The organism is Xanthomonas axonopodis, assembly GCF_001304695.1.
Classification (GTDB): Bacteria; Pseudomonadota; Gammaproteobacteria; order Xanthomonadales; family Xanthomonadaceae; genus Xanthomonas; species Xanthomonas axonopodis.
Genome location: NZ_JFAQ01000041.1, coordinates 1 through 20,051 on the forward strand (window position 1 = coordinate 1; position 20,051 = coordinate 20,051).

Genomic DNA, 20,051 nt, shown 5'->3' on the forward strand with positions numbered 1-20,051 from the left:
AGTAAGGCTGCATGCACGCACCGAGATCGAGCGCTGGCGACGCGAATACAACGAGGAGCGACCCAAGAAGGCAATCGACGGCATGACGCCATCCGCGTATGCCCAACAGCTGGCCAATACCGATATCATCAACCCCGGACTCTAAACCCGGCCGCTACTCAGGACGGGGGGACGTCGCCTTCGTCATTGCGCGGAACGTGGGGAACACTGCCCTTTACTGACCTGCCTGATGATATGGCGCATCAACTCGAGGCCGAACGCTTGAATCTCGTTGTTGAAGTAGTCGTTGACCAGCTTGAAGAAAACGAAGTCGCCCAGGTTGGCATCCGCCAGCGGCTGCAGCGAGCTTGTCGCACAGCGGTGCGCAGCGGGAGCCTTGGTTTGCACAGTCATCCGGGCGAATGAGGCGTTCATCGCTTTACATTACACGCGTTGGCGATGGCGTGGGGTCCGGCGGCGAGCGCTGCGCATCCAGTGCTTGCGACTGACGGATGCTTTCCTGCACGGGAGGAATGGTCTCGGACAGATCCACCTTGGCACGGTAGCCGGGCGTGTGCCCGAGGATCCAGATCGCGTCCTGATTCGCGGTCACGCTCTGCAATTGATCAGGATGCATGATGCCTGAACGCTTGGCCTCGACGAGGGCGTACATCGTCACAGCATCGGAAGTGCCTGCTGGCAGGTTGCTGTGGATGGCCCAATACAGCGGCTCGTTTGAAACGGAAGCAGCGCCCGGATCGACACAGCGCTCTGGCGACGGACCCAAGGGCATCTTCCAGCCAGGCGGCACATAGACTTGCCCGTCCTCCCGCTGCATGCGCTCCTGAGTTCTCGCCCAACGCTCTGCCGCCATCTCGGCCACACCGGCACCGGGCGCCAGCGGACCGCGCAAGTGATCGATGCCATCGACCAGGTTCATCGACTGGAGGCTGCGGGAGGCCAGGGTTAGGCCACCCCGCATCAGGGACACATCGTTGCGGTACTTGTCGATCATCGGCGCGTATTGCCTGGCTAACTGCTGCGCCTGGGGGTCTTCCAGCACCGAGCGATCCGGCTTGCCGTTGGCATCGACCGGCAGGAAGTTATGGATGCGGTGCGAGTCGCCGAGCTGGATGGCCACCGCAGGATTACGTGCATCCAGCACGCTGTGGGTGTTGTCGTAACCGACCTGCTGCAGCAAGGCGATTTCTTGCGGCGTGGCATAGACCTTGACCTGCCCGTAATGCTTGCTCGCGGCGCTGACAGCATCGCCGGCCATGACGTGATTGATCACATCGGTACCGCCTTCGGGAATGCGCCGGTCCAGGCTGACCGCGCCATAGGCGTTGAAGGTCTCGCCGTGCAGGCCGAAGTGGTGGGCGGTCACCTGGGCCAGATCGCCTCCGAGGGAGTGGCCGGTGACGGTGACGGCGGGCAATGCTTGGCCAGTCTTGAGGTGCTTTTGTTCTGCGTACTTCAAGGCATGTTGGGTCAATTCGATGGCATCATCGACCTGATGATTGTGACGGGCTGCGACCATCCCACCGTCAGCATAAGCACCATCTTGTTTTATTTGGCGATCAAATTCCGTACCGCGATGAGCGACGATAATCTCGCCTGTATCTATCCTCTCATAGATAATGCCTTGATAGCCTGAAGGGCGATCAATGTATTCCAAACGCCTGAATAAGGTTCCTCCAATATTCTCGGGCTTACTGCCAGGGCCTATCTCGGCAGGTTTCTTATAAACATCATTCGAAAGTAGTGCATATTGTTGGCTGGTTAGGCTCATTTATAGGCCCTCTCAGATTTTAGTGATACCTGAAACAAATTGCTTCGATTGGGCTCGGCATATTTATCTGCACTGTATTCACCAGTATCGGGGTAGTCCGCCATCTGACTTCGTGGGTAGCCTCCTTTCCAGAAATAGAATTTAACGGGCTTTGAGCTGTGTATCTCCGCTTTGAAAAGCGCAGGCTGAAATCGGGTTTCCTCTTTCTTACCGGTTGCTCGTAGTGAAATACCAACTCCATCGAGCTCAAAGTGACACTCGCCCTTGCCATAGTAATCCGCATCGATCATGCCATCGGCATAGATCATCGCGGTGTAGGTAGAGGTATCAATCTTCTCAAAATGGACAGGGATGACGTCCTCGTCCGACTTACTCCATACCCCTTCAATGGGCTCAATCGGCGTGCATTGCTTGTGATTGGTCATTTGATAATAGGCCGTCGCCGAAATCCACTCAAACGGCCCTGGCGCATTCTCGATGGTCATGGTGATCCGGTAGGCTTGCGTCGGATGCGGGTTCTTGCGGTAGACCGGATCGCCGTCGGCGGTGGTGTCGCCGTTGTCATGTCTTTCCGAAGCAGTGTTCATGGGATTGCACCCTGCCAGTAGAATTATGAAAAGATAGCCAACAGCCTTGATTCGCAGATGCCGGTTCATGCCGCCATCGTGCGTTGTGCAGCACGCTGCGCGGCTATCATGGAATCGGTGAGTCGTGAACAGGTGCGGTTGATGTTGACGCGATGTAGTAACAAAGTAAAGGGCATGAACGCGAAGAACATCCCAAACTCGGGGAGCTTCTTCATTATATCCATAACAAAGGGGATGCAGGTGGCTGCTACTGCAAGCATAAGCGTCAGCAGCGTCATGGCGCTCGCATTGACAATGGCCCGGCGCAGCTGTTTCAGTTCTGCAGTATGTTTTCCCTCTGATCGTAGCTTTTTCCAAATGGTCATGGCACCTGCCATGAGCCACAGCTGCATCGACACTACAGCGAAGCACAATACAGCACCGATGATGGCGGCATACTGCGCAAGGTCCAGCAGGACGGCGAACGAAGTTCGATAGGCCAGGACAACCAAAATTGCGGTCAGTAAGGTCGTGATCAGCAGGATAGTCATCATGCGTCGAATGCCCTGGTGCGACCGGTACCACTGCGCGTGGTTTGAGGAAAACACGGTGTCCATTACATCACTCCTGCGAGCTTTATTGAACTAACGGCGGGCGGACTCAGGGGTACGGGACGCGGGCTTTGGGGGATGCCTGGAGCAAACGATTTTGGGCGCGGACGCGCAAACATCTGTGCTGAGAAGGTGTTGAATCATCTGGGATGGATCACAATCAAGTGCCTATCGCAGGGTTTGCCGATAGCCAACAAGCTGGTGAAGCATCAACTGTCCAAGATCTGATGCGTGAGGTCGCTGTGCGTAGATAATTGAATAATTATTTCTAATAACGCCGTAGTATTGGCTCTGAACAAGCGGAATAAAGTAGGCCGCATTAAGTTTTATTTTTTGATGCGCAACCTTCTACTGCATTACGTTGAATTTCTTTAATTGATGGGCCCTTGGCATATTGCAATTTACCTGGAATGTTGGTCCCATCCCTTTGAGGGCCAGAGATTGCTACGCATTGATTTTCGTAGTCAATCCAGTCCTTACATTGAAATCCGCCAACCTGCATGCATTGGGCTCTAGCCTCCTCCCTAGCTTCTCGCCTAGAGATTTTTCCAACAGAAACGCCTAGTGTTCCATTGGTAGTGTCCTCTGCAACTGCCCCCCAGGTTTTGATCCATTTTCCAATCGGCCGAGGCTGCTCTTGAATTGAGTTCTCTTGTGGAATCGGCGCACATGCGGCAACCCCCTGCCCACCAATCGGATATTGTCCAGGCGGACAGCCTTGTTCGGCCATTGCCGAAAATCCTATAAATAATAATGAAAATAGATAAAATTTATTGAAATTCATATTTATGACCTGTCTGCGTACAAGCGGAAGATACTTTAAGCGTCGCCACTTTGATGTCTTCCAGCGTTACCGCGTGAGCCCGGCTCCTGCACGGGAGCAGAATTCGAGCCACCTATTGCTTTGACCGCTGCAGTTGATTCTGTGTTTGATCCTTGAGCTTGGTTCGTATTTCTAGCAATCTGCTGCGGCACATAGGACCCAGCCGGCTGCCCCTGCGGTCCAGGGCTGGCTGCACTCCCAAATGCCGAGTACGCCATGAACGTACCCATATTCCCCTGCCAGATCGCCGCCGCCAGTGTCGGCACGGTGATGATCAACCCGGTCATAATCAGTCCGATACCGCCCTGCTGCAGGGCCTGGCTGGACAGGCCTTCCGCTTTGCCCAGGGTAATGATTTGGGCAGCCCAGTAGGCCGCCGCCACCTTTGCGGTGAACTTGAGCACCATGGCCGTCACCACCGACAGCATGGACATCGAAAACAGCGTGCCCAGCACATAGAACAGCCACTTTTTGAACAGGTCCTTGGTCTGGTCGAAGATCAGCGCCAGGATGAAAATCGGCCCGATCCCGATCAGGAAGGCCATGGTGAACTTGAACAACAACAGCATCGCCCCGGACGCCATCGGCGGGCTGGCGGTGCCGAAGCCGGCCAACATGACGGCCCGGCTCTTCTTCTCCAGCACCTCCGGCTCGGTCGGATCGACCCGCACCGCATCCAGGGCACTCAACGCGACCTGGATGTAGGCCAGGTTCTGGTCGATCGCATCGGCAGCAGTGCCGCTATCGCCGGTGAACAGCTGGTGGATCTCCTCGTCCAGGTTCTGGGTGATGGTCTGGTGGACCATGGCGCCATTGCCCCCGAGGGCGGAGGCCACGCTGATGATGATGGCGACCTTGCCGGCCTTGATCATCGTCGCCATGGCGTTCTCGCGCGATTGCCCGGTGGCGATGCGGTAGCCCAGGATCATCACCCACAACGTGGTCACCGTCAGTGCGATGGTGCTCACCCACCGCATGGCACGGCCCATCAGCGCCAAGCCGAACGCCTGGATCTCGTTGCTGAAGTAGTCGTTGATCAGTTTGAAGAAAACGAAGTCGCCCAGGTTGGCGTCCGCCAGCGGCTGCAGCCAGTTCATCGTTCCGTGAAGAATTGCGTCCATTACCTTCTGCCTGTCTGTCGTGGTGAGCGATGAAGTGGATAAACGGCTTTCAGCGTTAATACGAGGGGCACAGCGCGGAAGGAGATAGGCAGCCCGGGCAGGGGTGCGGAAATGAGCCCCTGCCAGGCCATCATCCTTATGTGCGGCTGTGGCATCTTGTTGTGCGGGACTCTGGCATAGGTCCTGGCAGATTGCCACTGACTACTGCTTCACAGATCGCGCGCGCTCAACTCCTCTGGAGGCCGATTTCCAGGCATAGCGTTGGTCGGGTAGGAAAAATCCTACATCCGGCGACGGCAATTCCTCACCCCACAATGGGGTGCTCGGTTGAGGCTCCACATTGATGTGTCAACGAGGAAACTTACGGATCGCGTACCGCCGCAACTGCCAGGACCGCAAGCGAGCCCCGATTTTTAGCCAACACCGGCAGCACCACGCGCTGCCGGCCTCGTTCACGCATGCCCACCCACCGACGGCGTCTGCGCTTCCAGCGTTTCCAGCTGGCGCGCCACCGCTTCGGGCGACTTGGTGTATGGCGCGATCAGGCTGTAGAACGCCGGCACCACGTACAGCGACAACAACGTGGACAGCGAGACGCCGAAGATCACCACCACGCCAATCGTGGCGCGGCTGGCCGAGCCGGGCCCACCGGCCACCACCAGCGGAATCGCGCCGACCACCGTCGCAATCGAGGTCATCAGGATCGGGCGCAAACGCACCGATGCCGACTCCACGATGGCTGCATGCACACTGCGGCCTTCGTCGCGCAACTGGTTGGCGAATTCCACGATCAGGATGCCGTTCTTGGCCGCCAGGCCCACCAGCATCACGATGCCGATCTGACTGAACAGGTTGAGCGTGCCGCCTGTCAGCCACAGCCCCACCAGCGCGCCCAGCACCGCCAACGGCACCGTCAGCATGATCACCAACGGGTGCGCGAAGCTTTCGAACTGCGCAGCCAACACCAGATACACCACCAGCAGCGCCATGCCGAAGGTCAGCAACACCGCACTGCCCGATTGCTGATACTCGCGCGATTCGCCTTTCCAGTCCACCTGCGCGTATTCGGGAAGTTCTTCCTGCGCGGCCTGCTGCGCCCAGGCAATGGCATCGCCAAGCGGATAACCCGGCGCCAGGCCTGCCGTGATCGTGATCGCGCGCAGGCGATTGAAACGGTTCAAGGTGCCGGCCTCGGCCACTTCGCTCAAGGTCACCAGATTGGAGAGCGGGATCAGCTCGCCATGATTGGAACGCACGCGAATGGCAGTGAGGTCTTCCGGCGACATGCGGCCTTCGCGCCCGGCCTGCAGCATCACGTCGTATTCCTCGCCGTTGTCGACGAAGGTGGTAACACGGCGCGAGCCCATCAATGCTTCCAGCGCGCCGCCAATGGCAGTGACCGACACACCCAGATCGGCCGCGCGCAGGCGGTCGATATTGACGCGCATCTGCGGGCGGGTTTCCTTGTAATCCGAGTCCAGGCCGACCAGGCCGGGGTTGGCCTCCATGCGCTGCAGGATGCGATCGCGCCACTGCGCGATCTCCGCGTAGTCCGGCCCGCCCAGCACCAGCTGGAACGGCTGGCCACGGCTACGCACCAGCCCGCCGCTCACCTGCGTGCGCGCACGCACGCCGCTGAGCACATTGAGTTTCTGCTGCACCTTATCGGCCACTTCGGTGGTAGGGCGGGTGCGCTTTTCCCAATCCTGCAAGAACACGCTGACGCGGCCGGTGTGCATTTCCTCGCTGCTGCCGAATCCACCGGGCACGCGCGGGTTGGCGCGCACGATGGGTTTGCCCGGACCCACAAAGGGGCGCAGGATGTCTTCGACCTGATGCATTTGCCCCACGGTGTAATCGAAGCCGGCACCTTCCGGGCCGTCGATCATGATCTGGAAATTGCCGCGGTCTTCGGCCGGCGCCAGTTCGGACGGAATGCGGCCCATCAGCCATGCGCTGGCGCCCAGCGCCACCAGCATCAGCAGCGCAAAGATCCAGGTGCGGTGCACATGTCGTTCCAGCGAGCGCCCATACGCACCGGACACCGCCTGCATTCGCCCATCGAACCATTGATGGAAGCGATTGGGCTTGGCCTGCCCGTGCGAGCGCAACAACTTGGACGACATCATCGGCGTCAGCGTCAGTGCCACGAAGGCCGAAATCGCCAGCGCCACCGCCAACTCGCGGAACAGCCGCCCGGTATTGCCTTCCAGAAAACCGACCGGCAGAAACACCGCCACCAGCACGGCCGTGGTCGCAATCACCGCGAATGCCACCTGCCCGGTACCGCGCTTGGCCGCCACCAGCGGCGGCTCGCCCAGATCGATCCGGCGCTGGATGTTTTCCACCACCACGATGGCATCGTCCACCACCAGGCCGATACACAACACCAACGCCAGCAGGGTGAGCAGGTTGATCGAAAAATCGAAGGCGTACAGCGCAATGAACGCGGCAATCAGGCACACCGGTACCGTCACCGCAGGAATCAGGGCGGCGCGCGCGCTGCCCAGAAACACCCAGATCACCACCAGCACCACCGCTTCCACCAGCGTGTGATACACGCGCTCTACCGCCGCATCGATGAAGGTGGTGGTGTCGAAGGCGACGAAGATGTTGGTGCCCTTCGGGAGCGACTTCTGTACTTCTTCGGCCTGTGCACGCGCTTCACGCGCCACGTCCAGCGCATTGGCGGTGGAGTTGCGCACGATGCCCAGCCCCACGTTGGGCACGCCGTTGCTCTGGAAATAGGCGCGGCGCTCGGCCGAGGTCAGCTCCACCCTGGCCACATCGCCCAGCCGGACCACGTAACCGCCCTCGCCCTTGCTCAACGGCAACTTGGCGAAGTCGTCGGGCTTGAGATAACTGCGCTCCACGCGCAAGGTGAAATCGCGCTGCGCCGATTCGATGCTGCCGGCAGGCAACTCGACGTTTTCGTTCTGCAGCGCCGCTTCCGCATCGGCCACGGTAAGTTGGCGTGCGGCGAGCTGGTCGCGATCCAGCCAGATGCGCATCGCATAGCGTTGGCGCCCGCCGATCCGCACCTGCGCCACGCCATCCAGGCTGGAAAAGCGGTCGACCACATAGCGCTCGGCGTAATCGGACAGCTGCAGCATGTCCATCGTGCTGGAGCTCATGTTGAGCCACAGGATGGGGTCGGCGTCGGCCTCGACCTTGGAAATCTCCGGTGGGCGCGCCTGGTCGGGCATACGGTCGGACACCCGGCTGACCGCGTCGCGCACGTCGTTGGCAGCTGCCTCCACATCGCGCGACTTCACGAATTCGATGCTGATATCGGAGGAGCCATTGCGGCTACGCGCCTCGATGGTGGAGATGCCCTCGATGCCGGCCAGCGCGTCTTCCAATACCTGGGTGATGCGGCTTTCCACCACTGCTGCGGAGGCACCGGTGTATTCCACATCCACCGACACGATGGGCGGGTCGATGGCCGGCAATTCGCGCAGCGTGAGGCGGGTGAACGACATCACCCCCAACACGATCAGCAGCAAACTCATCACCACCGCCATCACCGGGCGGGTGATCGACAGGTCGGAAAGTTTCATTGTGCGGCCGCCTGCGGGCGGAGCGCTGTGGGTGCAGCCTGATCGGCAACCTTCAAGCCCGGGCGTAGCTTGCCGGTGCCATCCACCACGATGCGCTCACCGGCGTTGACGCCCTCGAGAATTTCCACCTTGCCATCGCGGCGCTCGCCCAGCCGCACATCGGCGCGCTCCACGGTGCTGTCGGGCTTGACCCGGAATACGTACGATTCGCGCCCCACCTGCACCACCGCAATTTCCGGGATCACCACCGCCTGCCGCGCCGGCTGGAACAGCAGCACATCCAGCAGCATGCCCGGACGCAGCCGGCGGTCGTCGTTGGGGAAATCCGCGCGCACCGTCACCGAGCGCGTGGTCTCGTCGATCCGCGAATCGATGGTCACCACTTCACTCTCGAACTGCGCGCCCGGATACGCTGCCGCTTACGGCATTACCGAGTTGCACCAGGCCAAACTGCGATTCCGGCACCTGAAAATCCACGTACATGCGCGCCACATCGTCCAGCGTGGCGATGACGGTGCTGGAGGTGATCAACGAGCCGGGGCTGATCTGGCGGATGCCCAGCACCCCGGAAAACGGCGCACGCACCTCGCGGTCGGTGATTTCCGCGCGCATCTGCTGCACACGCGCCTGCGCGGCATCGCGTAAGGCGCGCTGCGTGTCTACGGTGGATTTGGCCACCAGCTGCTGACCAACCAGACTCAACTGGCGGCGATACAGCTGGTCGGTCTCTTCGAAGGTGGCCTGTGCGGCGGTCAATGCCGCCTGCTGCGAATTGCCGCGCAGACGCAGCAGCAATTGCCCGGCCTTGACCTCGTCGCCGCTGTCGAAATACACCTGCTCCACTACATCGCTGACTGCAGCGGTGAGTGCCACCGATTCGCGCGCACGCACGGTGGCGATCGATTGCACGGTCGAGTTCCAGGGTTGGGTTGCCACCGCCTGCACAGAGACCGGAATGGGTTTGGCGGCGGCAGGCGTGCTGGGCTGACGGCTACAACCGGCCAGGACCACGGCCAACAAGAGCGCGGCGCAGACGCGCGCACTGGGCAGAACAAGCATCAGAACATCCTGGCGGGGTACGTCGAAAGTTTACCGACCTAGCCGCCACGAATTGACAGAAAGGGCGCGCTTTGCACCATGACCAAAGACCCTTGCTGTCCTCGGCACGATGCGCTGGTCAGCGCGACCATGACCGTGCTGCGCTTCCGCCACACGGGCGCAGCCTGTGCCGCAGTTGCATGTATGGGTTCATACATCGTCGTTCTGCACACTGACTACGTTCGCCTGACGACCGCCTGCCCTGTCGTATTCGCCGCGCTTAGCGTTCCAGTCCCAGATATTCGAGCACATGGTGCGCCAGCGCCTCTACATTCTCACCATCGGCGTGAAGATGGATCTCCGGCGCCTGGGGCGCCTCGTACGGCGAGTCGATCCCGGTGAAATTGGGAATCTGCCCGGCGCGCGCCTTGCGGTACAGCCCTTTCACGTCGCGCGCCTCGGCGACCGCCAGCGGCACGTCCACAAAGACCTCGACGAACTCGCCCTGCTCGAAGCGCTCGCGCGCCAGTTGCCGCTCGGCGCGGAACGGCGAAATGAAACTCACCAGCACGATCAGGCCGGCATCGGCCATCAGGCGGGCCACTTCGGCCACGCGACGGATGTTTTCCACGCGGTCTTCGTCGGTGAAGCCCAGATCGCGGTTGAGTCCGTGGCGCACGTTGTCGCCGTCCAGGATGAAGGTGTGATAGCCCAGCGAGTGCAGGCGCTTGTCGACCAGGTTGGCGACAGTGGACTTGCCGGCGCCCGACAGCCCGGTGAACCACAACACGCGTGGCGCCTGGCCCTTGATGCGCGCACGTGCGCTGCGATCCACGTCCAGATGCTGCCAGTGCACGTTGCCGGCGCGGCGCAACGCAAATTCCAGCGTGCCGGCGGCTGCGGTGGCATTGCTTTGGCGGTCGATCAGGATGAACCCGCCGAGCACGCGGTTGCGCGCGTAAGGCGAGAACGCAATCGGTTCGTCCAGTGCCAGGTTGCAGTAACCCACCTCGTTGAGCTCCAGGCGTTTGGCGGCCAGCCGCTCCTGCGTGTTCACATCGACCTTGTGCTTGATCTCGCTGACGCTCACGGTCACCGTGCGGGTGCCGATCTTGAGCCAGTACGGGCGGCCGGGCAGCAACGCAGCATCGTCCATCCACAGCAGATGCGCGGCGAACTGGTCGGCCACCTCCGGCGGGTCGTCGATGGCGGCAATGATGTCGCCGCGGCTGATGTCGATCTCATCGCGCAAGGTCAGCGTCACTGCCTGCCCGGCGCGTGCGCTGTCGACCTCGCCATTGGCATCGCGCACGCTTGCCACCTGCGTGCGGCGCCCGGACGGCACGACCACCACCGCATCGCCCGCACGCACCTGGCCGGCCGCAATCGTGCCCGCATAGCCACGGAACTGCGCGTTGGGGCGATTGACCCATTGCACCGGCAGGCGCAGGCAGCTACCGGCGTCCGGCGGCTCCAACTGCAGGGTGTCCAGGTGCTGCAGCAGATGCGGGCCGCTGTACCACGGCATCTGCGTCGAAGCGCTGGACAGATTTTCGCCAGCCAGCGCCGACAGAGGAATGCACTGCACCTGGGCGATGCCCAGCTGCGCGGCGAGCGCGGTGTAGCCTTCTGCAATGTCGGCGAACACCTGCGCGTCGTAGTCCACCAGGTCCATCTTGTTGACCGCCAGCACCACATGCCGGATGCCCAGCAACGAGACGATGTAGCTATGCCTGCGGGTTTGCGTCAGCAGGCCCTTGCGTGCATCCACCAGCACCACCGCCACATCGGCAGTCGACGCGCCGGTGGCCATGTTGCGCGTGTATTGCGCGTGCCCGGGGCAATCGGCCACGATGAATTTGCGCCGGTCGGTATCGAAATAGCGGTAGGCCACATCGATGGTGATGCCCTGCTCGCGTTCGGCGGCCAGGCCATCCAGCAGCAATGCATAGTCGATGCCCCCGCCCTGGGTGCCATGCCGTCGGCTATCGCTTTCCAGCGCGGCAAGCTGATCGTCGAACAGGCGGTTGCTGTCGTACAGCAACCGCCCGATCAGCGTGCTCTTGCCGTCGTCCACGCTGCCGCAGGTGATGAAGCGCAGCAGCGGCTTGCATTCGTGTTGCTGGAGGTAGGCACCGATGGTGCCGGGAGTGGGGAGTGGGGAGTGGGGATTCGCCAGAGCGCTCCCGTCGATCTTCCCGCTCGCCGCAAACGGCTCTTGCGAATCCCGAATGCCGAATCCCGAATCACTGCCCATCAAAAATACCCCTCAAGCTTCTTCTGTTCCATCGATGCGCCCGGGGCGTGGTCGATCATGCGGCCCTGGCGCTCGGAGCTGGTGCTCACCAGCATTTCGGCGATGACCGCTTCCAGCGTGTCGGCGTTGGACTCGATCGCGCCGGTGAGCGGGTAGCAGCCCAGCGTGCGGAAGCGCACCGAGCGCAGTTGCGGGGTTTCGCCCGGGTGCAGCGGCAGGCGTGTGTCGTCGACCATGATCCAGGCGCCGTCGCGCTCCACCACCGGGCGCGGGGCGGCGAAGTACAGCGGCACCACCGGAATCTTCTCGCGGTAGATGTACAGCCAGATGTCCAGCTCGGTCCAGTTGGAGAGCGGGAACACGCGCACGCTTTCGCCCGGACCGGTGCGCGCGTTGTACAGATTCCACAACTCCGGGCGCTGATTCTTCGGGTCCCAGCGGTGGCGCGCAGTACGAAACGAAAACACGCGCTCCTTGGCGCGCGATTTCTCTTCGTCGCGGCGTGCCCCGCCGATGGCCACATCGAAACCGCCCTGCTCCAGCGCCTGCTTCAGGCCCTGGGTCTTCATGATGTCGGTGTGCACGGCAGCACCGTGGCTGATCGGGCCAACGTCCTGCGCAATGCCGTCGGGGTTGATGTGCACGCGCAGGTCCACGCCGGTCTCGGCCGCGCGGCGGTCGCGGAAGGCGATCATCTCGCGGAACTTCCAGCGCGTGTCGATATGCAGCAGCGGGATCGGCGGCCGCGATGGCGCGAACGCCTTGAGCAGCAGATGCAGCAGCACCGAGCTGTCCTTGCCCACCGAATACAGCATCACCGGAGCCCGGAACTCGGCGGCGACTTCGCGCAGGATGTGCATGCTTTCGGCTTCAAGCCGGTCGAGATGGGACAGCGGCGGCAGAGTCATCGGGATGTCGTGGGTGTCGGCAGGCAGACCAGCCGATGGTAGGGCAAGGCGCTGCAGTGTGTGCCGCCCTGATGACTGCACGAAATAAGCGCCCGGCATAACGCGATAACGGCTACTCCTTTCTGGTGGGCGCAACGCTTCCCTAACATCGTCACTCTCATCAAAGCCCCCGGATCCGAATGACCGCCGCCAGTTCCGCGCTACCGCCCAGCCCCTTGCCCGACGAGCGCAAGGCGCTGCTGGACCGGTTGGTCGACGGCCTGGACACCGCAGCGCTGTGGTGGCTATCCGGCTACGCTGCCGGGCTGGCGCAGGGCCATCCGCCGCGCTCACTGGCCGTGTTACAGGCAATCGCCCAGGAAGGCCAGCGCCTGACCGTGGTGTACGGCAGCCAGACCGGCAAGGCCCGTCGCGAGGCAGAGCACCTGGCCGCCGAGGCCGAAGCGGCAGGCTTGAGCGTGCGCCTGTTGCGCGCCGATGCCTACCCCACCCGTGAGCTGGCCAGTGAGCGGCTGTTGTATGTGGTGATCAGCACCCAGGGCGAAGGTGACCCGCCGGACGATGCGATCGGCCTGGTGGAATTCCTCACCAGCCGTCGCGCGCCCAAGCTACCCGAGCTCAAGTATGCGGTGCTGGGCCTGGGCGACTCCAGTTATGCCGATTTCTGCGGTATCGCCCGACGCATCGACGAGCGCCTGGCCGAACTGGGCGGCAGCCGCGTGCTGCCACGCGGCGAAGCCGACCTGGATATCGACAGCGTTGCCGTGCCGTGGCACGCGCAGGCGCTCACGCATGCGCGCGAGCAGCTCAAGAGCGGCCTGCACTCGGCCACGGTCACGCCGCTGCGCAGCACCCCGGCCACGCCGGTGTGGTCGCATCAGCAGCCGTTCGCCGCCGAGCTGTTGTCCAATCAGATCATCAGCGGGCGCGATTTCAAAGGCCCGGGATTTCGCGTCTATGCGGTCCCCGGCAAGCGCGTGCGGCATCTGGAATTTTCGCTGGAAGGCAGCGACCTGAGCTACGAGCCTGGCGACGCGCTGGGCATCCGCCACCGCAATCCACCCGCGTTGGTCGATGCAGTGCTGCAGACCTTGCAGTTGGATGGCGATGCCGCAGTCACCGTCGGCGAGCAGACACTCGCATTGCATGCATGGCTCGCCACCCAGCGCGAACTGACCAAACTGTCGCGGCCGTTTCTCACCGCACACGCCGAGCGCGCAGGCGCGCAAGAACTGCAAGCGCTGCTCGCCCCCACCCAGACTGCCGGCCTGGCGTCGCTGCTCGCCGATCATCAAGTGATCGACGTACTGCGCCGCTGGCCGGCGGATTGGGACCACGCCGGCCTGCTCGCCGCGCTGCGCCCGCTCACCCCGCGACTGTATTCCATCGCCTCCAGCCGCAAGCGCGTGGGCGATGAAGTGCATCTGGCCGTGGACGAGCTCACCTACCAGGCGCATGGGCATGCGCATCTGGGTTCGGCCAGCGGCTTTCTGGCCGCGCTTACCGAAGGCGACACCGCACCGGTCTACATCGAGCCGAACGCACGCTTCCGCATACCGGCCGATGCCGATCGCGACATGCTGATGATCGGCCCGGGCACCGGCGTGGCACCGTTCCGCGGCTTCGTGCAGGAACGCGCCGAAACCGGCGCCAAGGGCCGTAACTGGTTGTTCTTCGGCGCCCAGCATTTCAATACCGATTTCCTGTACCAGGCCGAATGGCAGCTGGCCCTGCAACGCGGCGAGCTGCACGCGCTGGACCTGGCGTTCTCGCGCGACCAGGCCGAAAAGCTCTACGTGCAACACCGCCTGCGTGCGCGTGGCGCCGAGGTCTATGCCTGGCTGCAAGGCGGCGCGCATGTGTATGTCTGCGGCGCCACCCGCATGGGCAAGGACGTGCACGCCGCCCTGCTCGACATCGTCGCCACCCACGGCGCCCTGGATGCCGAGGCCGCCGCCGCGTATCTCACCAAATTGCAGGTGGAGGGGAGTTATGCGCGGGATGTCTATTAGTGCTGGGATTGGGGAGTCGGGATTGGGGAGTCGTGAGAGCGGGTGTCCGCGATCTTTGTGCTGTGTGGGTAATGCCCGCGCTTTGTTGTTGCTAATCCCCAATCACGAATGCCGAATCCCGTCATGAGCCACTCTGTAGAAGACATCAAATCCGAAAGCCGCCGCCTGCGTGGATCGCTGGAACAGAGCCTGGCCAATGCGGTGACCGGTGCGTTACGTGAGGACGACCAGACGCTGATCAAGTACCACGGCAGCTACCAGCAGGACGACCGCGACATCCGCGACGAGCGGCGGCGGCAGAAGCTCGAGCCGGCGTACCAGTTCATGATTCGCACGCGCACGCCGGGCGGGGTGATCACGCCCACGCAGTGGCTGGCACTGGATGGCATTGCCACCCGCTACGCCAATCATTCGCTACGCATCACCACGCGCCAGGCGTTCCAGTTCCATGGCGTGATCAAGCGCGAATTGAAGGCCACCATGCAGGCCATCAATGCCACCCTGATCGATACGCTGGCCGCCTGCGGCGATGTGAATCGCAACGTGCAAGTCACCGCGAATCCGCTGCTGTCGCAGGCGCATGCCACGCTGTATGCCGATGCTGCGCGCGCGTCGGAGCACTTGTTGCCCAATACGCGGGCGTACTACGAAATCTGGCTGGACGAAGAGCGCGTATCCGGCTCCGGCAGCGAGGACGAACCGATCTATGGCGAGCGCTATCTGCCACGTAAATTCAAGATCGGCTTCGCCGTACCGCCGCTCAACGATGTGGACGTCTTCGCCAACGACCTGGGCTTTATCGCCATCCTGCGCGATGGGCATTTGCTGGGCTACAACGTCAGCATCGGTGGCGGCATGGGCGCCTCGCACGGCGATGCCGAGACCTGGCCGCGCGTGGCCAACGTGATCGGCTTCGTGACCCGCGATCAGTTGCTCGATATCGCCACTGCCGTGGTCACCACGCAACGCGACTTCGGCAACCGAGCGGTGCGCAAGCGCGCACGCTTCAAGTACACCATCGACGACCACGGGCTGGACACCATCGTGGCCGAGATCGAACACCGCGCCGGCTTTGCACTGCAACCGGCGCAGCCGTTCGCGTTCGACCACAACGGCGACCGCTATGGCTGGGTCGAAGGCGAAGACGGGCTGTGGCACCTGACCCTGTCCCTGCCGGCCGGCCGTATTGCCGATACCGACACCGCAGCGCATTTGAGTGGGCTGCGCGCAATCGCGCAGTTGAACGTTGGCGAGTTCCGCATGACGCCCAACCAGAACCTGGTGATTGCCGGCGTGCTGGCCAGCGATCGCGCACGTGTCGATGCGCTGGTGGCACAGTACGCGCTGGATGCCGGCAACCGGGCCGCCACCGCCCTGGCACGCGGCGCAATGGCCTGCGTGGCACTGCCCACCTGTGGCCTGGCGATGGCCGAGGCCGAGCGTTATCTGCCCGATTTCAGCGCAGCATTGCAGCCGCTGCTGCACCAGCACGGCCTGGCCGAGACGCCGATCGTGCTGCGCCTGTCCGGTTGCCCGAACGGCTGCTCGCGCCCGTATCTGGCCGAGATTGCGCTGGTGGGCAAGGCGCCCGGGCGCTACAACCTGATGCTGGGTGGCGACCGCCGCGGCCAGCGGCTCAATACGCTGTTTCGCGAAAACATCACCGAGCCGGAGATCCTGGCCGCATTGGAACCGCTGCTGGCGCGCTATGCCGCCGAACGCGACCACGCCAACGATGAAGGCTTCGGCGATTTCCTGCATCGCGCCGGCGTGATCGCTTTGCCGCCCTACCCCACGCACCGTCGCCTCGACCTGGAACTGCTCGCATGACCGCGCTGCCTGCCGCATCGATCACCTCTTCGGCGCTCGACGATCTGGACGCGCTCAATGCGCGGCTGGAAGGGCTGCGTGCCGACCAACGCGTGGCCTGGGCGCTGCAGCACGGCCCGCAAAACGCGGCCCTGTCGTCCAGCTTCGGCGCGCAATCGGCCGTCACCTTGCATCTGCTCAGTCAGCAGCGCCCGGACATCCCGGTGGTCCTGATCGACACCGGTTATCTGTTTCCGGAAACCTATCGGTTCGCCGATGCCCTGACCGACCGACTTAAGCTCAACCTCAAGGTGTATCGCCCGCTGGTCAGCCGCGCCTGGATGGAAGCGCGCCACGGCTGCCTGTGGGAACAAGGCATGGTCGGCATCGATCAATACAACAATCTGCGCAAGGTCGAACCGATGCGCCGGGCCTTGGACGAACTCGACGTGGGCACCTGGTTCACCGGCCTGCGCCGCAGCCAGTCCGGAGGACGCGCGCAGACGCCGATCGTGCAGAAGCGCGGCGAGCGTTACAAGATCAGCCCGATCGCCGATTGGACGGATCGCGATGTTTGGCAATACCTGCAAGCGCACGATCTGCCGTATCACCCGCTCTGGGAACAAGGCTACGTGTCCATCGGCGATTTCCACACCACCCGTCGCTGGGAACCCGGCATGCGCGAAGAAGACACGCGTTTCTTCGGGCTGAAGCGCGAGTGCGGCATCCACGAAAATATCTAGCGGCAGTCCCCCGTTACCAGCTGCACGTGTGCGGGTGACGCGTTCACCCGCATGTGCGACAGCTGCATGGGCACGCTGCATCCAGGATGCAACGGCAGTGCACCGCGAACTGCACGCATGCACCGGCGCGCGCATCAAGCTGCCAAGGCATCGGCGTGCGCGCGCCGCATCCAGTAACGATCGAACGCCCACATCAGCAACAGCGACAGACCGACCAGCGGGAAGATCAGCCCGCACAGCACCAGCAACGCCATCAGGCCGCGTAGCGTGCGCGGGTCGGCCGGCAACGGCGGTACGCCCAAGCCATCGCTGGGGCGACGCTTCCACCACATCACCGCGGCGCTGACGCACAACAGCACGATGGCGATGCAGGCGAACAGCAGGATCAACTGATTGGCAGTGCCGTATTGCTGCCCCAGGTGCACATTGATGCCCCATTCCAGCAGCTTGGCCAGCGGCCCGTAGTCGCGATAGCGCATGTCCAGCAATACCGCACCGCTGTACTGATCCAGATGGATCACCCGCTGCCGCTGCAGATCTGACGGGTACACCGACGCGGTATAGACCCCGGTCGCACCACGCGGCGGTGCCACGCTATATCCCGGCAGGATGCCGCGTGCCTCGAAGCGCGCCATCGCTGCATCCAGACCGATCGCGCCGCGTCCCGGCGCAGCGAATCCAGCGGAATCGCCGTGATCAGCATGGGCGTTGTCTGCCGAGTGCGCGTGTTGGGCCGCGTGCTGCGACTGCGCCAGGTGCTCTGCGTGCTCCGCCTGCTCTGCATGCTCTTCGTTTCCTGCGTGGGCTGCATTTGCCGAGAGCGCTCCTTGCCCGGAGTGCTCGAAATGGTCCTCGGCCACCTGCAACGCACGTGCTTGTTCGCCATGTGCGTGTTGATCCGCCGTGCCAGCTCGCTGTGCAGGCACGACAGATTCCGGCAAGCGCGCCTGCCGCAACGACCACGCCGGCTCGCCAGTGTCGGCCAAGCGCTGCTGCGACATCGGCTGCTGCACACGCAGCCCGGCCGGATAGCCGAAATCATGCCCATTGGCCCAGCGATTGACCTGCGCACCCCATAGCCACGACCACGGCATGCCGGTCAGCGCCAGAAACAGCAGGATGGCACCCACCCCGGCACCGCTCACTGCGTGCAGGTCGCGCCAGAACAGCCGCTGCTCCGGCTTGCCACGCACGCCGATCACGCCGCCGCGTCGCCCGCGCGGCCACCACAGATACACACCGGTGAGCACCAGCACGATGGCCCATCCGCCTGCCATTTCGATCAGGCCGCGCGCATATGACCCGACCAACGCCAGGTTGTGCAGCCGGCGGATCGTCCAGCTCAGCGTGCCGTGCTCGGGCAAGGCGCCCAACACCCGCGCACGGTATGGGTCGACATACACCACCTGCCGCACGCCGTGCGCATCCACCAGCCCGATCTCGGCGCTTGCATCAGCGCGTTTGGGCGTGGTGTACACGAACAAACTGCCGCCGTAGCGCCCTTGTGCAGCGGCAACCAGCTGCTGTGCGGGCAGGCGCGCATTGCCTATCGGCACCACCTTCAACCCATGGTGCACGCTGCGATCGATGGCGTCCTGGTACAGGAACGCAGCCCCGGTCACCGCCAGCCAGATGATGAAAGGCAGCACGAGCAGCCCGGCAAAAAAATGCCAGCGCCACACCGCGCGATAGAAGCGCCAGCGGGTGTCCTGGCGTGCCTCGGCGACGCCTCCCCGGTCGGTGATTGCAGCCATCAGAAGCTCCAGTCCCACGACACCGACAACGCACGCCCATCGCCGGGCGAATAACCGGAGCTGCCGCTGTCGTACCAGGCGTACACATACGCGCGATCGGTGACATTGCGCAGTTGCAGGCTGAGCGCATTGCGCGCATCCACCGCCCAGCGCGCGCCCAGGTTGAGCAAGGCGTAGCCACCGGTGCGGCCCAACGTATTGGTGCGTTCCAGGTAGTAATCGCCTTGCGCATTGCCCCAGGCGCTCACCTGCACCGACGAACTGACCTGCCACTCCAGCCCGGCGGTAGCCAACCAGTGCGGCACGTTTTCGATCTCCTTGCCGCGCGTGGCCGGGGCGCTCGGATCGGGCGTGGCGATGCTGGCCTTCTGCCGCGAATAGGAGACCCACGCGCGCCAATGCTCAGCCGGCTGCAGGTTGAGCTGCGCATCCCAACCGCGCCGCAGCGTACGGCCGACATTGGCCACGTCGCCGACGCCGACCACGCCATTGACGCCGAAAATGGTCGCCACCTCCCCGGATGCGCGCTGCTCCCAATACGCCAGGCGCCCGTCCACCAGGGCCGACGGCGCGAACTTCAAGCCGGTCTCCCAACCGTCGTTGATCGAGGGCCCCAGATTGCCGGGCTGACGACGGTAGGCGCCATCGCCACTGCCGATCTGGAACGTACGCCCCCAGTTCGCATACACGCTGCTCTGCTCGCCCACGCGGTAGCTCGCACTGAATTTGGGTTGCTTGATGGTGCCGTAGTCATAAGTCGGCGCAACGACGCCGGCCAGCACATCGTGCAACTGTCCATCGACGCGATCGATGCGATACCCCGGCACCAGCTGCAAGCGTGCAATCGGGTTCAGCACCGCCTGCACATACGCGCCACGCGTGCGCAGGTCGTAGTCCCAATCGCGCAGCTGTGCGCCGCGCACACGGGCTAGGGCAACGCTGATCAAGCCCCGTTCCCGCGTTTCGCGGGAGGTTGGATGCACATAGACGATGGGGCGCGTAGATCGCTTTGCCCATTCAGGGCAATCCCGGTGATCGAGGCCTCTGTTGGGAGGCCTCTGTGCTTCATGTGGGCAAC

General features: G+C 63.1%; 14 protein-coding genes and 2 pseudogenes. 4 read left to right on the plus strand and 12 right to left on the minus strand.

Annotation, left to right across the window (positions count from 1 at the left end):
• The coding region (locus XAXN_RS04160; protein ID WP_167694755.1) for an integrase core domain-containing protein at nt 1-145 on the plus strand (145 nt) is incomplete at its 5' end.
• 38 nt (nt 146-183) lie between these two features.
• Here XAXN_RS04160 and XAXN_RS22375 read toward each other — a convergent pair.
• The 10 genes and pseudogenes from XAXN_RS22375 to cysD all read right to left on the minus strand — a co-directional run bounded on the left by XAXN_RS22375 (nt 184) and on the right by cysD (nt 12,655).
• Nucleotides 184-414: a hypothetical protein gene (locus tag XAXN_RS22375; RefSeq protein WP_164514243.1), complete on the minus strand. Its 231-nt coding sequence runs from the start codon at nt 412-414 to the stop codon at nt 184-186.
• Nucleotides 415-418: 4 nt separating this feature from the next.
• On the minus strand, nt 419-1,771 hold the full coding sequence (locus XAXN_RS04170; RefSeq protein WP_054318609.1) for a Tle-like phospholipase domain-containing protein: 1,353 nt from the start codon (nt 1,769-1,771) through the stop codon (nt 419-421).
• Entirely contained in the window at nt 1,768-2,427 is a 660-nt protein-coding gene (locus XAXN_RS04175) for a hypothetical protein (protein ID WP_134980530.1), read from the minus strand. The genes XAXN_RS04170 and XAXN_RS04175 overlap by 4 nt, the downstream gene beginning before the upstream one ends.
• Nucleotides 2,424-2,954, minus strand: a complete 531-nt coding sequence (locus tag XAXN_RS04180) for a hypothetical protein (RefSeq protein WP_054318610.1) — start codon at nt 2,952-2,954, stop codon at nt 2,424-2,426. The genes XAXN_RS04175 and XAXN_RS04180 overlap by 4 nt, the downstream gene beginning before the upstream one ends.
• Nucleotides 2,955-3,267: 313 nt before the next feature.
• Nucleotides 3,268-3,732, minus strand: a complete 465-nt coding sequence (locus tag XAXN_RS20525) for a DUF4189 domain-containing protein (RefSeq protein ID WP_134980531.1) — start codon at nt 3,730-3,732, stop codon at nt 3,268-3,270.
• A gap of 35 nt (nt 3,733-3,767) precedes the next feature.
• Nucleotides 3,768-4,892 carry a TrbL/VirB6 family protein gene (locus XAXN_RS04185; protein WP_054318611.1) on the minus strand — a complete coding sequence of 375 codons (1,125 nt, stop codon included), beginning with the start codon at nt 4,890-4,892 and terminating at the stop codon, nt 3,768-3,770.
• Nucleotides 4,893-5,344: 452 nt separating this feature from the next.
• Complete coding sequence (locus XAXN_RS04190) at nt 5,345-8,452, minus strand: efflux RND transporter permease subunit (RefSeq protein WP_054318612.1); 3,108 nt, start codon at nt 8,450-8,452, stop codon at nt 5,345-5,347.
• Nucleotides 8,449-9,511 (minus strand): annotated as a pseudogene (locus XAXN_RS04195) (efflux RND transporter periplasmic adaptor subunit). The gene XAXN_RS04190 and the pseudogene XAXN_RS04195 overlap by 4 nt, the downstream one beginning before the upstream one ends.
• Before the next feature lie 259 nt (nt 9,512-9,770).
• A complete protein-coding gene (gene cysN, locus XAXN_RS04200; RefSeq protein WP_174515550.1) occupies nt 9,771-11,684 on the minus strand; it encodes a sulfate adenylyltransferase subunit CysN in 1,914 nt (637 codons plus the stop codon).
• Between the two features lie 62 nt (nt 11,685-11,746).
• On the minus strand, nt 11,747-12,655 hold the full coding sequence (gene cysD, locus XAXN_RS04205; protein WP_054318614.1) for a sulfate adenylyltransferase subunit CysD: 909 nt from the start codon (nt 12,653-12,655) through the stop codon (nt 11,747-11,749).
• Nucleotides 12,656-12,834: 179 nt separating this feature from the next.
• Here cysD and XAXN_RS04210 point away from each other — a divergent pair, with 179 nt between their 5' ends.
• The 3 genes from XAXN_RS04210 to XAXN_RS04220 all read left to right on the plus strand — a co-directional run bounded on the left by XAXN_RS04210 (nt 12,835) and on the right by XAXN_RS04220 (nt 17,219).
• Nucleotides 12,835-14,667, plus strand: a complete 1,833-nt coding sequence (locus XAXN_RS04210; protein WP_054318615.1) for an assimilatory sulfite reductase (NADPH) flavoprotein subunit — start codon at nt 12,835-12,837, stop codon at nt 14,665-14,667.
• 108 nt (nt 14,668-14,775) lie between these two features.
• Nucleotides 14,776-16,497: an assimilatory sulfite reductase (NADPH) hemoprotein subunit gene (cysI, locus tag XAXN_RS04215; protein WP_134980467.1), complete on the plus strand. Its 1,722-nt coding sequence runs from the start codon at nt 14,776-14,778 to the stop codon at nt 16,495-16,497.
• Complete coding sequence (locus tag XAXN_RS04220; protein WP_054318617.1) at nt 16,494-17,219, plus strand: phosphoadenylyl-sulfate reductase; 726 nt, start codon at nt 16,494-16,496, stop codon at nt 17,217-17,219. The genes cysI and XAXN_RS04220 overlap by 4 nt, the downstream gene beginning before the upstream one ends.
• Before the next feature lie 134 nt (nt 17,220-17,353).
• Here XAXN_RS04220 and XAXN_RS04225 read toward each other — a convergent pair whose 3' ends face one another.
• Both XAXN_RS04225 and XAXN_RS04230 read right to left on the minus strand, forming a co-directional pair.
• Nucleotides 17,354-18,973 carry a PepSY domain-containing protein gene (locus XAXN_RS04225; protein WP_054318618.1) on the minus strand — a complete coding sequence of 540 codons (1,620 nt, stop codon included), beginning with the start codon at nt 18,971-18,973 and terminating at the stop codon, nt 17,354-17,356.
• Nucleotides 18,973-19,905 (minus strand): annotated as a pseudogene (locus tag XAXN_RS04230) (TonB-dependent receptor); the annotation flags it as partial. The gene XAXN_RS04225 and the pseudogene XAXN_RS04230, both read right to left, overlap by 1 nt.
• Nucleotides 19,906-20,051: the final 146 nt, after the last annotated feature.

Excerpts from the sequence above, each read along its gene's own strand:
- XAXN_RS20525 (WP_134980531.1), bottom strand. The coding sequence starts at position 3,732 with ATGAATTTCAATAAATTTTATCTATTTTCATTATTATTTATAGGATTT.
- XAXN_RS04180 (WP_054318610.1), bottom strand. The coding sequence starts at position 2,954 with ATGGACACCGTGTTTTCCTCAAACCACGCGCAGTGGTACCGGTCGCAC.
- cysD (WP_054318614.1), bottom strand. The coding sequence starts at position 12,655 with ATGACTCTGCCGCCGCTGTCCCATCTCGACCGGCTTGAAGCCGAAAGC.
- XAXN_RS22375 (WP_164514243.1), bottom strand. The coding sequence starts at position 414 with ATGAACGCCTCATTCGCCCGGATGACTGTGCAAACCAAGGCTCCCGCT.
- XAXN_RS04170 (WP_054318609.1), bottom strand. The coding sequence starts at position 1,771 with ATGAGCCTAACCAGCCAACAATATGCACTACTTTCGAATGATGTTTAT.
- XAXN_RS04225 (WP_054318618.1), bottom strand. The coding sequence starts at position 18,973 with ATGGCTGCAATCACCGACCGGGGAGGCGTCGCCGAGGCACGCCAGGAC.
- XAXN_RS04220 (WP_054318617.1), top strand. The coding sequence starts at position 16,494 with ATGACCGCGCTGCCTGCCGCATCGATCACCTCTTCGGCGCTCGACGAT.
- XAXN_RS04190 (WP_054318612.1), bottom strand. The coding sequence starts at position 8,452 with ATGAAACTTTCCGACCTGTCGATCACCCGCCCGGTGATGGCGGTGGTG.
- cysI (WP_134980467.1), top strand. The coding sequence starts at position 14,776 with ATGCCGAATCCCGTCATGAGCCACTCTGTAGAAGACATCAAATCCGAA.
- XAXN_RS04210 (WP_054318615.1), top strand. The coding sequence starts at position 12,835 with ATGACCGCCGCCAGTTCCGCGCTACCGCCCAGCCCCTTGCCCGACGAG.
- XAXN_RS04185 (WP_054318611.1), bottom strand. The coding sequence starts at position 4,892 with ATGGACGCAATTCTTCACGGAACGATGAACTGGCTGCAGCCGCTGGCG.
- XAXN_RS04175 (WP_134980530.1), bottom strand. The coding sequence starts at position 2,427 with ATGAACCGGCATCTGCGAATCAAGGCTGTTGGCTATCTTTTCATAATT.